The 14,790-nt window shown below is 45.3% G+C and carries 14 protein-coding genes; 8 read left to right on the top strand and 6 right to left on the bottom strand.

The features are described from left to right. Positions 1-25 precede the first annotated feature (25 nt). The 5 genes from J7I42_RS09240 (at position 26) to J7I42_RS09220 (ending at position 5,257) form a co-directional block, all read left to right on the top strand. On the top strand, positions 26-865 hold the full coding sequence (locus J7I42_RS09240) for a DUF6438 domain-containing protein (protein ID WP_209138486.1): 840 nt from the start codon (positions 26-28) through the stop codon (positions 863-865). 114 nt (positions 866-979) lie between these two features. Continuing rightward, positions 980-2,032, top strand: coding sequence for a 23S rRNA (adenine(2503)-C(2))-methyltransferase RlmN (rlmN, locus tag J7I42_RS09235; RefSeq protein ID WP_209138485.1), 1,053 nt, complete (start codon positions 980-982; stop codon positions 2,030-2,032). Between the two features lie 442 nt (positions 2,033-2,474). Continuing rightward, positions 2,475-3,104: a Spy/CpxP family protein refolding chaperone gene (locus J7I42_RS09230; protein ID WP_209138484.1), complete on the top strand. Its 630-nt coding sequence runs from the start codon at positions 2,475-2,477 to the stop codon at positions 3,102-3,104. A gap of 103 nt (positions 3,105-3,207) precedes the next feature. Beyond that, positions 3,208-4,545, top strand: coding sequence for a pseudouridine synthase (locus J7I42_RS09225; RefSeq protein ID WP_209138483.1), 1,338 nt, complete (start codon positions 3,208-3,210; stop codon positions 4,543-4,545). Beyond that, complete coding sequence (locus J7I42_RS09220) at positions 4,538-5,257, top strand: RluA family pseudouridine synthase (RefSeq protein WP_209138482.1); 720 nt, start codon at positions 4,538-4,540, stop codon at positions 5,255-5,257. Before J7I42_RS09225 ends, J7I42_RS09220 begins: the two co-directional genes overlap by 8 nt. A 158-nt stretch (positions 5,258-5,415) precedes the next feature. Here the strand turns inward: J7I42_RS09220 and J7I42_RS09215 are convergent, their stop codons facing one another. Then, a complete protein-coding gene (locus J7I42_RS09215; RefSeq protein WP_209138481.1) occupies positions 5,416-6,687 on the bottom strand; it encodes a metal-dependent hydrolase family protein in 1,272 nt (423 codons plus the stop codon). 131 nt (positions 6,688-6,818) lie between these two features. Here J7I42_RS09215 and J7I42_RS09210 point away from each other — a divergent pair, with 131 nt between their 5' ends. Then, positions 6,819-7,604 carry a hypothetical protein gene (locus J7I42_RS09210; RefSeq protein WP_209138480.1) on the top strand — a complete coding sequence of 262 codons (786 nt, stop codon included), beginning with the start codon at positions 6,819-6,821 and terminating at the stop codon, positions 7,602-7,604. A 124-nt stretch (positions 7,605-7,728) separates the two neighbouring features. Here the strand turns inward: J7I42_RS09210 and J7I42_RS09205 are convergent, their stop codons facing one another. Both J7I42_RS09205 and dinB read right to left on the bottom strand, forming a co-directional pair. Then, on the bottom strand, positions 7,729-8,364 hold the full coding sequence (locus J7I42_RS09205) for a peroxiredoxin (RefSeq protein WP_209138479.1): 636 nt from the start codon (positions 8,362-8,364) through the stop codon (positions 7,729-7,731). Positions 8,365-8,542: 178 nt separating this feature from the next. Then, positions 8,543-9,688 (bottom strand): DNA polymerase IV, encoded by a 1,146-nt coding sequence (gene dinB / locus J7I42_RS09200; protein ID WP_209138478.1) that lies wholly within the window; start codon positions 9,686-9,688, stop codon positions 8,543-8,545. A gap of 312 nt (positions 9,689-10,000) precedes the next feature. Between dinB and J7I42_RS09195 the strand changes: the two genes are divergently transcribed. Together J7I42_RS09195 and J7I42_RS09190 are read left to right on the top strand one after the other, a co-directional pair. Then, on the top strand, positions 10,001-10,585 hold the full coding sequence (locus J7I42_RS09195; RefSeq protein ID WP_209138477.1) for a Crp/Fnr family transcriptional regulator: 585 nt from the start codon (positions 10,001-10,003) through the stop codon (positions 10,583-10,585). Positions 10,586-10,877: 292 nt separating this feature from the next. Then, the gene (locus J7I42_RS09190; RefSeq protein WP_209138476.1) at positions 10,878-11,450 is read left to right on the top strand and encodes a DinB family protein; all 573 of its coding nucleotides are present in this window, start codon (positions 10,878-10,880) and stop codon (positions 11,448-11,450) included. Positions 11,451-11,497: 47 nt separating this feature from the next. Here the strand turns inward: J7I42_RS09190 and rimM are convergent, their stop codons facing one another. From rimM to ffh, 3 genes are all read right to left on the bottom strand, one after another. Beyond that, on the bottom strand, positions 11,498-12,016 hold the full coding sequence (gene rimM, locus J7I42_RS09185) for a ribosome maturation factor RimM (RefSeq protein ID WP_209138475.1): 519 nt from the start codon (positions 12,014-12,016) through the stop codon (positions 11,498-11,500). Positions 12,017-12,796: 780 nt separating this feature from the next. Beyond that, entirely contained in the window at positions 12,797-13,228 is a 432-nt protein-coding gene (gene rpsP / locus J7I42_RS35545) for a 30S ribosomal protein S16 (RefSeq protein ID WP_014223167.1), read from the bottom strand. A gap of 216 nt (positions 13,229-13,444) precedes the next feature. Continuing rightward, positions 13,445-14,761 (bottom strand): signal recognition particle protein, encoded by a 1,317-nt coding sequence (gene ffh, locus J7I42_RS09175; protein ID WP_209138474.1) that lies wholly within the window; start codon positions 14,759-14,761, stop codon positions 13,445-13,447. Positions 14,762-14,790 lie beyond the last annotated feature (29 nt).

Below are 14,790 nucleotides of genomic sequence, written 5' to 3'. Positions count from 1 at the left end.
GCATCTTACATCAAATCTTCCCGTTATGAAACAGACTATGTATTTACTCGTTGCGGCCTTTTTGTTTTCGTGCCAGCAACAAAAGCAGATTACCACCGAAACTCCTTCCATCAAGGGCGACTGGCAGGGAGAAATTAAAAATGATTTTCACAAACGCAGCCGGTTCATCAGCTTCCAGGACTCTGTTTGCACCAATAGCCAGCCCTGGGGCAATGACTTAAAGTATACTATCAACCACGATACTATCTTTATTCAAAGCGCACCCCAGGACAAATACCAGCAAAAATACCAGTACACGATCCTGAAACTGACAGCCGATTCACTGGTATTGTTTGCAGATTCAACGGATGGTATTCCCGCAGAAACGATCGCTTTTACAAAGATCACTAAGAAAAATACCGTTAAGCCCACTGCCATCTACTTTGCCAGTGGCGCCTGTTTTGGTACCTGCCCTTCCATGTATTTTCAAATAGATTCAGCGCGGAACCTCACTTTCTTTGGCGAGCGGTTTGCCGATCCTAAAGGCGGATCACGTGGTAAAATAAGCGAGGCCGAATATGAATCCATCCTCAACCAGATCAATCAACTGCCGGTTGATTCCCTGAAGGAATTCTACCGCGCTGGTTATACCGATGCCCAAACCCGTGGTGTAGCTATTGAAGCTGGCGGCAAGCTGATCAAAAGCACCGTATATGGATCTGAGCAGGAGCCGGTAGAATTGTCGATGCTGATGAACAAACTGATGCATGTTTATGAGCATGTTACTTTAACACCCGATAGTACGGTAACCCTCGATTATTTTTCAAAGCATCCAGCAGCAAAACCCACCACCACCCTGACCACCTTCCCCGAACCTAAAAACTAAGGTTTTGCTAAAAACAGGTCATCTCAGCGTGTAAAACACGTTGACATACATATTACTACCTATCAACGACCGGGCCGGTTAGCTAATCCGCCCCGGTCGTTGTATCTTTGCGGCATGTTAAAAACGGCGAATAAGAATATCAGGCAGTTGAGCCTCAGTGAGCTGGAACAATATTTTGAAACCCTGGGCGAAAAGAAATTCCGCGCCAAACAGGTGTATGAATGGCTCTGGCTGAAACAGGCGCATTCTTTTGAGGCTATGACCAACCTCAGCAAGGAACTGCGCATTAAACTCGCTGAAAACTTCTCTTTACCTGCTATTAAAGTTGATGCCACTCAATATTCTGCCGATGGCACTATTAAATCGCGTTTCCGCACTACAGACGGTCACCTGGTTGAAGGTGTGTTAATTCCCACAGACGAGCGTAAAACGGCTTGTGTGTCGTCACAGATAGGTTGCTCACTCAGTTGCAAGTTCTGCGCTACCGGCTATATGGACCGCAAACGCAACCTGGAGTTTGATGAGATCTATGACGAAGTAGTGCTCATTAACCAGCAAAGCGAACGCGTGTATAATAAAAAGCTGAGCAATATCGTGTTCATGGGTATGGGCGAACCCCTGCTCAATTATAAGAATGTAATGCATGCCATCGAACGCATTACTTCACCCGAAGGACTGGGAATGAGCCCCCGCCGCATCACCGTTTCTACTGCAGGGGTGGCTAAAATGATCAAACAACTGGGTGATGACAAAGTACGGTTCAAACTGGCGCTTTCCCTCCACGCCGCCAATGATGCCAAACGCAACGAGATCATGCCCATCAACGAGACCAATAACCTCAAGGCATTGATCGAGGCGCTGAATTATTTCTACCAGAAAACAGAGAACGAGATCACCTTTGAATACATCCTCTTCAAGGACTTTAACGACAGTATAAAGGATGCCGATGAACTGATTAAGATCTACCGGCAGGTGCCTGCAGACCTGGTGAACATCATTGAATACAATCCCATTGATGCCGCCCGTTTCGAAAAACCCGAGGAAGACACCGTAAATCAATTCATGAACTATCTCGAACGCCACCGGGTAAACGCCCGTTTGCGTCGCAGCCGTGGTAAAGATATCGATGCCGCCTGCGGACAACTAGCGAATAAAGATCAATTATAATCGTAAATCATAAATGTGTTTTGAAGCCCTGACGTACTGTCGGGGCTTTTGGTTTTTAGCCAAGATTGTCCGTAGAACAAAAAGAATCCCTTGCATCTATAAGGGATCAGGAAATTTTCATTAATGCCGTTATGAATCCAGGAAAACCAAATAAGAAACTCAAAGAAGCCGTTACCCAATATAAAAAGCTAACAGCAGGAAAGTGACTTATTGACAACTCTCCCGCCCTACAAACCAAATAACCTACGAACTTCTCAACCTGTTAAACACCTTAACTTATCCCGCCACTCATCCCAAAAAACCTCCATCTACGAAGATATTCTTACTCCCGTTAAACCTGCGGCGCCGGTAGCTGTCTATTTTACTGTTTAAGAGATTATTTAACAAACCCTGCCAGAGGATCAACTCCTCAACCGGCATCTAAACAGTAAAATCAGAAAATATGAAAAGAGTATTTATAGGAATGGCGCTGGCCGCTTTGGTAGCTACAACCGCCTGTGCGCAGGACCAGTCATTAAGCAACGATCGCCCTAAAATGCATCACCACCGTGATGATGCCATGGCCCAGCTTAACCTCACTGAAAGTCAAAAGAATGAGCTAAAAGCCATCAACGATGACTTTAAACAGCAAATGGGCGAACTTAAAAAGAGTGAAGACAAGATAACCGTTACCGAGTGGAAGAACAAGATGGCCACCATCCGTAAGGACCACCACGAAAAAATGGAGAAAGTATTGACCGATGAACAAAAGGCCAGCTTGAAAACCATGCATAAAGAGCATGGCAAAAGGTTCCGTCAGGATAATCACAACCGTTTGGAAAGAATGAAGAAAGAGTTAAACCTGACCGATGAACAATCTGCCGCCGTGGAAAAGAATTTAATTGAAAGCTTAAAGAAAACCAAAGCAGTGAATGAAGATAAATCACTCACTGATGATCAGAAAAAAGCACAGTTCAAAACCTTGCACGAACAGGAACAGGAAGGACTGAAATCCATCCTTACACCCGACCAATGGAAAAAATACCAGGAACAAAAGAAAAATCACAGGTACGGAAAGCCTGTTCAATCATAAAAGTTCCAGACTTATAGAGGGCTCTCCCGGCCAATAACCGGGAGAGTTTTTTATTTTGTACCTTTGCCGCTCATTACTGTTGAAAAACAGCAAACTACTACACATGGCACAAGGTTTTAAAAAATTTATGGGTAATGGCGACAGCGGCGCCAAGAAGAAAGAACGCATCCGTCAGGAAAAGAAAAAGGTCCGCCAGGAAACCAAAGAATACTTCGAAAAGAAAAAGCAGGAAGCCCGGGAAGCAAGAGCCCAGGGACAAGCTGGTGGTTTTCAGTCAGAAAGAGGTAGAAAGGATTTTAAGAACAAAACGCAAGACACAAGGCAGCAGGGACAGGTTTCTAGCTTTAAGCCAAAAGAAGAAGGCAGAAAGCCCAAAACCGAAAGCTTTAAGCCACATGGAAAAGCTACAAGCTTCAAGCCGCAAGCTGCAAGCAATACAGGAAGAAAAGCATCTACCTCCTCCTCTAATGAAGGGGGTCGGGGGGAGGCTAAAAACTTCAAGCCGAAAGCCGAAGGCAGAACGCCTGAAGCTTTAGGGTTCAAACCCAAGGCCACAGGGAAAGCTTCAGGCTTCAAGCCGCAAGCCGCAAGCAATACAGGGAAAGCTGCTGGCAGTAAGCCCGTTTTCATAAAAGGCAAAGCTCAAAAAGAAGAGACCCAACCGGAAACTGATAACCAACAAGCGCCAAAGGGTTCCATGCCCCTCAACAAATTCATCGCCCATTCCGGTATTTGCTCACGCCGCGATGCAGCCGATCTGGTAAAATCAGGTAAAGTAATAGTGAATGGCGCAAAAGTGGTGGAACCTGGTCATAAAGTAAGCGATAAAGACGACATAAAAGTGAATGGCAAAAAGCTGTTCATCCGCAGAAACCTCGTTTACATTCTGCTCAATAAACCCAAAGATTTTCTCACCACTACCGAAGATCCGCAAGGCAGAAAAACGGTAATGGACATTTTACGCAATGCTACCGAAGAACGGGTATACCCCATTGGTCGGTTAGACAGAAACACCACTGGTGTGCTGTTACTCACCAACGATGGCGAGCTGGCGCAAAAACTATCGCACCCCAGCTATGAAATAAAAAAGATCTACGAAGTAAAACTCGATAAGCCCCTCATAAAAAAAGACTTTGACACCATCCTGAGTGGTATCACATTGGAAGATGGCTTTGTTTCACCCGATTCACTGGCATATGCCGATTCAAAGGATAAAAGCGTGATCGGGATAGAGATCCACAGCGGTCGCAACCGCATCGTTCGCCGCATCTTTGAACACCTGGGCTACGATGTGCGCAACCTCGACCGCGTAATGTATGCTAACCTTACCAAGAAAAATGTAGACAGAGGCAAATGGCGTTTCTTAACAGAAAAAGAAGTGCGCCTGCTGAAATACCTGAACGCCTCTTATACAAAAAACAAAAACGCTACACGTGGTTAAAGCATCATTGGAGATCATTGCAGAGAACGATCATTTTATAGTTATTAATAAACCCCCGGGCTTATTAAGTATTCCCGATCGTGAAGGAAAAGAAATTTCCCTGAAAGAAATATTGCAACAGAAATACGGACAAATATTCACTGTTCACCGCCTCGACCGCGAAACCAGTGGCATCATTGTATTTGCCAAAGACCCTGAAACACATAAATACCTGTCACAGGCATTTGAAGAAAGAACGGTAGAGAAATATTATTTCGGTATCGTTACGGGCACCTTACCCGAAAAACAAAAAACCATCGACGCTCCCATTGCAGAGAACATGGTGAAAAGAGGGGTCATGCTCATTCACCAAAGAGGGAAAGCAGCCGTTACCGATTATGAAGTGCTGGAAGATTTTGGCAAGTACTCGCTGTTACAATTCCGCATTCATACCGGCCGTACCCACCAGATCAGGGTGCACATGCAATATGTTGGTCATCCTTTGGTGTGCGATGAATTATACGGTGATGGCATTCCGGTAAAGATCTCTTCTTTTAAACGCAACTATAAACTGAGTAAAAACGAGGAAGAAGAAAAACCCATTTTATCAAGAACAGGGTTACACGCCCAACGGTTACGTTTCACTGATATGGAGGGGAATGAGTATGACCTGACAGCAGAACTGCCGAAGGATATGAGAGCATTATTACAACAGTTAAGAAAGAATAGTTAATTAAAGAATGACCTGTAAGGTCCGCCATCGGGTCTTGAACAATCAGATGGTTTATGCGGTCCTGACAGGTCATTCTCATTTTGATTTACATGACCTGTCAGGTGCAAGTCAACACACTACGAAGGCAGGCTCAAATGATGCACCTTACAGGTCGTATATTATTTATAAACAACTCCATCCTTCATAACAAAAGCAACCTTTCCCATCGCCTGAATATCTTTAACAGGGTCCCCGTCCACCGCAATAATATCCGCCAGTTTTCCTTTTTCAATACTGCCTATTTTATCATTTACGCCAATCAGGTCAGCGGCTGAGACCGTGGCCGACTGAATGGCTTCCATAGCCGGCATCCCCCCTTCCGTCATATATACAAACTCCAGCCAGTTCTTTCCATGCGCATATACGCCGGCATCGGTACCAAAAGCTATCTTTACTCCTGCTTTATAGGCTTTAGAAAAGGTACTTTGTATTTTAGGCCCAATGGCCAACGCCTTGGGGGTTACCAGTGCAGGATAATAACCCGGTTTTTTTGCTGAATCAGCCACCGATCTTCCGGCAGTGATTGTAGGAACATAATAAGTACCATGCTGTTTCATTAAGGCCATCACTTCTTCGTCCATCAAGGTGCCGTGCTCAATGCTGTTCACACCGGCCTTTACCGCTCTTTTCATGGCTTCGGCGCCATGGCAGTGAGCCGCTACTTTAAAGCCATAATCATGCGCTGTTTCTACAATGGCCTTTATCTCTTCTTCTGTAAACTGTGGGTTCTCACCGCTTTTAGCAACGCTTAGAACACCACCGCTTGCCGTGATCTTTATTACATCACTCCCCTCTTTATAACGCTGCCGTACTGCCTTCCGGCATTCATCAGCGCCATTGGCCACCCCAGCTGCCGGACCAGGATCATCCATCAGGTCTTTTCTATAGCCATTGGTAGGGTCGGCATGGCCACCGGTAGTGGCAATAGCTTTACCAGCGGTGAATACACGCGGGCCCTTAACCAGTTTTTTATTGATCGCATTCCTTAATGAAATATTTACACCAGAGCCACCCAGGTCGCGCACTGAAGTAAAACCCGCCATCAATGTTTTTTCTGCAAACCCCACCGATAGAAAAGCATAATCAGCCGGGTTATTAGTAAATTCTTCCAGGTATCTGGTAGGACTGGTCTCATGTTCCAAATGCACATGGCAATCGATCAGACCGGGAAGAACGGTTTTGCTTTTAAGATCTATCACTTTATCTGTACCCGCAGGTTTGGTATAACCTGCTTGTACATCAGTGATGGTATTGCCCTCTATAATAATGGAATATTCCGTAAGCACCTGCCCTTTGGTAACATCAATGAGTTTACCACAATGCAGAATGGTACGTTGCGCCAGTAGCAAAACTGGATGGCAGACCAGGAGCAAAAGCAGCAGTTTTTTCATGGTAAGTAATTTCAGGGAAGTTAAGTTATTTAAATAGTTTACGGTTCATGGTTAGATTATAATGATGCTGGCCGTATTTGCATAGGCAAAATGATATATGTAACTTTAAGCATATAAATTTGCCAGGCACTATGTTCGGTCTATTTTCAAAAAAGCAGCGGGAGTGCCCCATCGATACCAACACACGGCTTTGGATGGAACAGGCCTTTGTTTGGCTGGTGCAGGAATTTGGTGAAAATAATCTGCGAACAAAGCCCATGCTTTTTCCCACTACCGAGTATTTTCCTTTTCCCTATGATGGCACAAAAGGATCATTCATCCAAACCGCTCATATTATAGCCCGTCAAATGGAGATCGATCTGCAAATGATCAACCTCGATCTTTACAATGAAAGCGTACAGGAAATACAAAGTGATTATGGCTTCAGAATGTTTACACAGCCTGATGAGAACAGCGACTCGCCATTAACAGCCGGTTTATACTTTGGTAAGAATGAAACCGGCCAATTCGATGTGTTTATAGAAAAGAATAATTTAAAAGACCCTGAAAAACTGGTGGCTATTATTGCACACGAGTTCGCCCATATAAAATTATTAGGCGAAAAACGGGTCTCTTTTAACGATGAGTCATTGACCGATCTAACCACCGTGCTTTTTGGCATTGGGGTATTTAATGCCAATTGCGCTTTCAGAGAGATCAAAAATTTCGATACCCGCGGACACAGCACCCTTGGTTATCTAAAACAACGGGAATGGGGATATGCCCTGGCTTTATATGCATATTTCCGGCAGGAAAACAACCCTGGCTGGGTCCACCATCTTACCCCCAACATAAGATCAGATTTCAAAAAAAGCTCCGCCTACATTTATGGCAACACCGATAAAATATTCAGGGAAAAATACAACCCCGGCCATTAAAAAGATGGGGCGCCCTTAACAGAGATTTCAACACTGGCGACGTAACAGGGCGGCTATTTTTATAAAAAAACGGGGCTGACCCAAAAAGGTCAGCCCCGTATATCTCGAACTATTTTTACCAACCTTATTTGTTCGGCTGAGGGGTATAACGCAGGTAAGGTTTAACAACCTTAACGCCTTTAGGGAACTTCTTGATGGCATCATCAGTAGATACAGCAGGAACCACAATTACATCTTCACCTTCTTTCCAGTCCGCTGGTGTAGCTACACTATAGTTAGCAGTCAGTTGCAGTGAATCAACCACGCGTAATACTTCATAAAAGTTTCTTCCTGTAGAAGCGGGATAGGTGATCATCAGTTTTACCTTTTTATCGGGTCCTATCACGAACAGTGAACGTACAGTAAAAGTTTCAGAAGCATTTGGGTGGATCATATCGTACAAAGTAGCCACGTTTCTGTCCTCATCAGCGATGATAGGGAAACCAACGTTGCAATTTTGTGTTTCATTGATGTCTTTTACCCAACCCAAGTGTTTATCAAGCGGATCAACACTAACAGCCAGCACTTTTACATTGCGTTTAGCAAATTCTTCCTGCAACAATGCAGTTTTGCCTAATTCGGTAGTACAAACTGGTGTATAATCAGCAGGGTGAGAAAACAGGATACCCCAACCATTACCAAGGAATTCATAAAAATCAATATCACCGGCTGTGGTCTTTGCCTGAAAGTTAGGAGCAATGTCGCCTAATCTTAAACTCATATACTAAGTATTTTAAGGTTGATAAAATGAATGCTAATGATTGTTAACACTTTAAAGGAGTACGAAGATACAAATCCCTACTCATAAAGTAGACTTATAACCCATTTTTTGTTTTACAGGTAAAAAATACCATCCAATGGGTAGTCACACTGATAAAATATTGGATATTACCCAATTATTATTTCCCCGCAGCCTTGGTAAGTGATTTAGTGCCGAACCGGTTTTTTACGTCATCGATAGCCTTATAAAGCTCGGTCTTTTTTTCAACATCACTGAACAAATTTGTCTGTACAGCTTCATCAACCAACTCACTCAGCCGTACGCCCAGCAGCCTAACGGGTTGCCCTTTTCGGTACAGCTTGTGAAACAGGTCTTTAGCCTTGGGAATCAGTTCATCGTCGTAGGAGGTGTAATCAATGCTGGTTTGCCGGGAGGTGGTTTCAAAATCAGGATAGCGAATTTTCACCGCAACACATCCGGCCATTTTGTTATCCTGCCGAAGCTCGTACGCCACCCTTTCTGTCATACGCACCAGCTCATTCATCAGGCGCTCTGTATCAAGGACATTTTCTTCGAAAGTACTTTCAGTAGAGATGGATTTTGCTTCATGGAAGGGTACCACTTCGCTGTGATGGATACCATGTGCCTTATGCCACAGATCAGCGCCATACTTCCCAAACCGGTTTTCCAGCAGCTCGATCGGTAGTAAAGCTACATCGGCGATGGTCTCAACACCCAGATCGCGCAGGGTATGAAAAGTGCTTTCGCCCACGCCCGGTATTTTATTTACTTTTAATGGTGCCAGGAATTCTTTTTCGCGCCCAAAGGCAATATGCAGGTACCCATTGGGCTTGGCTTCATCGGTAGCAATTTTGGCAACCATTTTATTAGCTGCAAGTCCAAACGAAATGGGCAATCCGGTTTTATCGATGATCTCCTGACGCAAGTCGATCGTCCATTGATAGGGATTGAAGTATTTATCCATTCCCGTTAGGTCAAGATAGAATTCGTCGATAGAAGCTTTTTCAAACAGGGGTGCTTTATTGGCAATGATGTCGGTAACCCAGCGCGAATAGCGGCTGTACTCACCACGGGTACCCTTTACTACAGTAGCATGCGGACATAACCGCAGGGCTGTTTTCATGGGCATGGCAGAATGAATACCAAACTTGCGGGCTTCATAACTACAGGCGGCCACCACTCCCCGCTCCCGTCCGCCCACGATCAGCGGTAATCCTTTTAGTGATGGATTGTTCAGGCATTCAACAGAAACGAAGAATGCGTCCAGATCAAAGTGTGCTATGATACGTTGGGGAATGCTCATTAACTAATGCAATTTACGATATAAAATTCGGCAAACGGCAGACGGCAAACGTGAAACGTCCTTATTGCGGAACTCTGATTTGTATCGACAGTCGGTCTCGGCTCAGCCGAGAGCAATCGGCAATGGAATACAGCAATACGCTCCACGCTGCGCGTGTCGCCCGACAAGTCGGGACAGGTTGTGACAAGGAAAATCCGCGACGCGGAATCTCCTAATTTTCAGGACTAATAAAAAAATAGCGAGCCCACTCACCACTCACAACTCACTTGCAAACTTCCCAACATCCTCCCTACCTTTAAAGAAAAAAGCAGTTTGGAAAAAGGCCTGGAACAATTAAAGAAACATTTTACCAGCATACATCCCCTCAATGCGGAAGAATGGCGCGATCTATCGGGCATTTGGCAACTGCATCAGTATAAAAGGAAGACCACGCTTACTGTAGCCGGCGAAACCGAACGCCATCTCTATTTTGTCCTGGAAGGCATTCAACGGGCTTTTTACATCGATGCACACCATGAGGCCACACTGGTATTTACGTATCCCTATAATTTTTCGGGTATTGCCGATTCCTTTCTTACCCAATTGCCCTCACGGTATTTTCTGGAAACGTTAACAAGCAGTACCCTGTTGCGGACTACATATACTCAGTTACAACAGCTTATGGATAAGCATCGGAATATAGAGAAACTGATTGCCCGCTCTGCTTCCTTTGCCCTGATGGGGGTGTTGGAACGTCACGTGGAATTACTCACGTTCAGTGCCGAGGAAAAGTTCAGGACCTTATTCAAACGCAGTCCGCACGTGTTGCAACTGATACCGCATAAATACCTGGCCTCCTATTTGGGTATGGATGCCACCACTTTTAGTAAGTTGATGGCTACTGTTCGTATTGAATGATTGGCAGACGGCAAACCCGCGACGCGGCAATGGGCAATGGGCAATTTCCGACTAATTGCGAGGCTCGCTTCAGGCAAACGGCAGACGGCAGACGGCAGACGGCAGACCCGCGACGCGGCAATGGGCAATGGGCAATTTCCGACTAATTGCGAGGCCCGACTTTCGGAAAACAATTGCCGATTGCCGATTGCCGATTGCCGACTGCCGATTGCCGATTGCCGATTGCCGATTGCCGACTAAAATGTTGGCGGGCGCCAAGATTTTTTAAAAAAAGGGCCAATAGCTTTGTCAAATGAAAAAAATACAGGCAACAACCTATCTCGAGACGCTGCAAACTGATACCCGTCAGCTAATGTCACGACTGGCCCAGTTGAAACAATTACCAGCTGACATACAGGTTCAGCAACCTGCCCCTGGCCGATGGAGCGTAGCCCAGGTAATAGAGCACCTGAATACCTATGGCCGTTTTTACCTGCCCGAACTGGAAAGATCAATAAACGCCCATAATGATACGGCTACGGAATGGTTTGTATCCGGCTGGCTGGGTGGTTATTTCACCAACAGTATGCGCCCCAAAGCCGATGGGACCATCACGCACAAAATGAAAACAGTAAAAAATCACAATCCGGAGCCAGTTCTCAATGGACTGAAAGTGTTAGGTGAATTTGAACAGCAGGAGATCTTACTGTTGCAGCTGCTCGATAAAGCCCAGCAGGTGGATATAAGTCGAATTCGCATCCCCCTCTCTATTACACCCCTGTTCAAATTAAAAATGGGCGATGTGTTTGGGTTTATTGTTGCGCACCACCAAAGGCATTTTGTGCAGATTGAGAATACGTTAAAGGCAATAGGCAATGGGGAATAGGCAATGGGCAATGTATCAACCTTATCAACTCCATCAACCCTATCAACTCAACTATATATATCCAACAGCCCCTCAGGCAGCTCTACATGCACCTGTTTCTTCTTCTGATCTATCTTAAGCAGGAAATCCTCATGTACGGGGATCAGGGCTTCCTTGCCCTTTAAATCGATCCTGCAAAGGAGCTGATGCGGTTGCTCAATGATCTCCAGTATTTCACCCAGATCGGTCCCTTCATTGATAATATGATACCCCAGCAGCATAATGGGGGCCGATTTGGAAACATATTTCTCAAACTCTTCCTGTGGCAGCCATACCCGCTTTTGCATCAGTTTGTGTGCCGCTTCTTTAGTATCGATGCCCTCAAACTTCAAAAATATTTCCTCATCATTCTTTATACGGGCGGCGCCTTCCAGGAAATAAGGCAGCATTTCATCTTTCTTTTCCTCAATAAAAATGGTCTCCAGGCCTTTCAAAGTGGTCTTCTTCCCTAATTGATGGTGCAACACTACTTCGCCCTTTACTCCAAAAGTGGCCACTATTTTTCCAATGCTGTGATAGTTGATCATAAGGCCGCAAAGGTAACTTTTCAACCGCCAACAGGCAATGCCGGGCCAGGGATTTTTGATGAACCGGTTCTGGATGCCTAATGACCTAACAAGGACCTCACAGGGACCTCACAAGGACCTAACAAGGACCTCACAGGGACTTTATCCCTGTGAGGTCCGGGTGATATTCCTGTTTGGTGTCACCTTTAAATGCGGCATCCCTGGTTGTTTCTTTGACCTGAAATGGTATTCGGTTGGTAGCGTAATAGTAGTTTAATGGTCTGGGGATTCTCACAGGGTGCTCTGGATATGCTCTGGGGACTCTAGTCCGTATGACCACTTCCTGACCACTATCAGACAACTATCTGACCACTATCAGACAACTACCCGACCACTTCCAGACAACTGGCCTACAATAAGCCATCGAGTTTAGTACAAGTGCTGGTATTCGAAGGGTAGTGAAATGGTAGTGGAATGGTAGTGGAATGGTAGTGGAATGGCCGGCCAATGGGCCAGGTATTGCCTTGGGACACTCAGGGGACTGCCCACAGAACCCCTGGTCATATAGGCGATCCGCAGGCCATTCCCAGGCAATACTCAGGCAATACCCAGGCAACTCTCCTGAAGCCTACCCCCCATTGCAATAAAACTCCCCTACCAGTTTATCAGTTAAAAAGCAATGGGCTGCTACCCGCCGGTTTGGCGAATAACAGCCCAATGCTTTCAGCTTATAAAAGAAAAAAATCCTCCCGACCAGGTCGGGAGGATTTAACAAGTTGACAGTTAGCTATACTGCGTAGCTTATTCTCCTCTGCGCGGTCTTACCGGGGGAGCACCAGCACCGCCTCTGCGCGGCCTTCTTTCCCTAGCATTTGTCTCCTGACGCTTTTTAACCTGGACCTCGTGCTCAGCATGCCACTTCTGGAATTTCTCCATAGCGGTAGCTTCGTCGAATAGACCCAGTTTTACACCACGCAACAAATGTTTCAGGTACAATACACCCTTGTACGACAGAATTCTGCGCACAGTATCAGTAGGTTGAGCGCCTTTATGAAGCCAATCGAGGGCTTTCTGGCGATCCAGCTGAATTGTTGCAGGAACTGTAAGAGGGTTGTAAGTACCTAACTTTTGGATAAACTTACCATCACGCGGAGAGCGTGCATCGGCCACTACGATGAAATAAAATGGTCTTTTTTTAGACCCATGGCGTTGCAGTCTGATTTTAACTGGCATCTTAAATAGAAATTTAAATGCTTAACAAATAGGGTTACTTTCCATTATAACGATTGCAAAAATAACAATCGAGATGATTTTTCCAAATTTAATAATTCAGTTGAAATTTTTGCCTTTTATCATGCCATCATTCTTAATACGATACGCAGCAAATTGTTGATAAGTTACCTGGTAAACAAGCTGATATAGCAACAATTCACCACTGAAAAAAATATTCTATCGCTTCATTCCCATGCGCCCCATTGGCATCTTATTCATCATTTTCATCATTTGCTTCATTTGCTCAAACTGCTTCAAAAAGGCATTTACTTCGTCAAGGCCCTTTCCTGAACCTTTGGCAATACGTTGCTTGCGGCTCATATTTATCAGATCGGGGTCTTCGCGTTCCTTTATGGTCATAGAATTGATCATCGCCTCAATGCCTTTGAAAGCATCGTCACTGATGTCAATATCTTTGATGGCTTTACCAACACCTGGGATCATCCCTAACAGGTCTTTGATATTACCCATCTTTTTTATTTGTTCCAGTTGTTGTTTAAAGTCTTCGAAGTTGAACTGGTTCTTGCGGATCTTCTTTTCGAGTTTGCGGGCCTGTTCTTCGTCGAACTGTTGTTGTGCCTTTTCAACCAGGGTGGTAATATCACCCATACCCAAAATACGCTGGGCCATACGTTCGGGGTAGAACACATCGAGCGTATCGAGCTTTTCGCCACTGCTTACAAACTTGATGGGTTTTTGGACCGTGTATTTGATAGAAAGGGCGGCACCACCGCGGGTATCACCATCGAGTTTGGTAAGCACCACACCCGTGAAGTCAAGGCGATCGTTAAACGCTTTTGCGGTGTTCACTGCATCCTGACCGGTCATGGAATCCACTACGAACAGGATCTCGTTGGGGTTAACGGCCGATTTTACATTGGCCACTTCAGTCATCATAGCCTCATCGATGGCCAAACGGCCGGCGGTATCGATAATAACTACATTTTTATTTTTACTGCGGGCTTCCTTGATGGCATTGCTGGCTATCTGTACCGCATTTTTATTCTCGGGTTCGCTGTATACGTCGACCTGAATTTGTTCACCCAGTACTTTTAACTGGTCAATGGCTGCCGGGCGATAAATATCGGCTGCCACCAGCATGGGGGAAAGCCGGCCTCTTGTTTTAAGGAAATTTGCCAGTTTGGCACTGAAGGTGGTTTTACCGGAACCCTGCAGACCGGCGATCAGAATGACTGCGGGATTGCCTTTGGAGTTAAATTCGCTTTCGCTGCCGCCCATGAGGTCAACCAGTTCGTCTTTTACGATCTTCACCATCAACTGGCCGGGGCTTACGGCGGTTAATACTTTCTCGCCCAGGGCTTTATCTTTTACCCGATCGGTAAAATCCTTGGCAATTTTATAGTTTACATCGGCATCCACCAGGGCGCGGCGGATGTCTTTTACGGTAGCAGCAATATTCAGTTCGGTGATCCGGCCTTCGCCTTTTATCTGTTTTAAGGCCGATTCCAACCGGTCGGTAAGATTTTCAAACATAACTTCCTGTTTTTCGCATTCATTTGGTT

This window comes from Niastella soli, from assembly GCF_017742245.1.
GTDB classification, from domain to species: domain Bacteria; phylum Bacteroidota; class Bacteroidia; order Chitinophagales; family Chitinophagaceae; genus Niastella; species Niastella soli.
The sequence above is the reverse complement of the archived record's forward strand: the minus strand, read 5'-3'. Positions and strand labels throughout refer to the sequence as shown.

Excerpts from the sequence above, each read along its gene's own strand:
- rpsP (WP_014223167.1), bottom strand. The coding sequence starts at position 13,228 with ATGCCAGTTAAAATCAGACTGCAACGCCATGGGTCTAAAAAAAGACCA.
- rlmN (WP_209138485.1), top strand. The coding sequence starts at position 980 with ATGTTAAAAACGGCGAATAAGAATATCAGGCAGTTGAGCCTCAGTGAG.
- ffh (WP_209138474.1), bottom strand. The coding sequence starts at position 14,761 with ATGTTTGAAAATCTTACCGACCGGTTGGAATCGGCCTTAAAACAGATA.
- rimM (WP_209138475.1), bottom strand. The coding sequence starts at position 12,016 with ATGATCAACTATCACAGCATTGGAAAAATAGTGGCCACTTTTGGAGTA.
- J7I42_RS09215 (WP_209138481.1), bottom strand. The coding sequence starts at position 6,687 with ATGAAAAAACTGCTGCTTTTGCTCCTGGTCTGCCATCCAGTTTTGCTA.
- J7I42_RS09210 (WP_209138480.1), top strand. The coding sequence starts at position 6,819 with ATGTTCGGTCTATTTTCAAAAAAGCAGCGGGAGTGCCCCATCGATACC.
- dinB (WP_209138478.1), bottom strand. The coding sequence starts at position 9,688 with ATGAGCATTCCCCAACGTATCATAGCACACTTTGATCTGGACGCATTC.
- J7I42_RS09240 (WP_209138486.1), top strand. The coding sequence starts at position 26 with ATGAAACAGACTATGTATTTACTCGTTGCGGCCTTTTTGTTTTCGTGC.
- J7I42_RS09205 (WP_209138479.1), bottom strand. The coding sequence starts at position 8,364 with ATGAGTTTAAGATTAGGCGACATTGCTCCTAACTTTCAGGCAAAGACC.
- J7I42_RS09190 (WP_209138476.1), top strand. The coding sequence starts at position 10,878 with ATGAAAAAAATACAGGCAACAACCTATCTCGAGACGCTGCAAACTGAT.
- J7I42_RS09225 (WP_209138483.1), top strand. The coding sequence starts at position 3,208 with ATGGCACAAGGTTTTAAAAAATTTATGGGTAATGGCGACAGCGGCGCC.
- J7I42_RS09230 (WP_209138484.1), top strand. The coding sequence starts at position 2,475 with ATGAAAAGAGTATTTATAGGAATGGCGCTGGCCGCTTTGGTAGCTACA.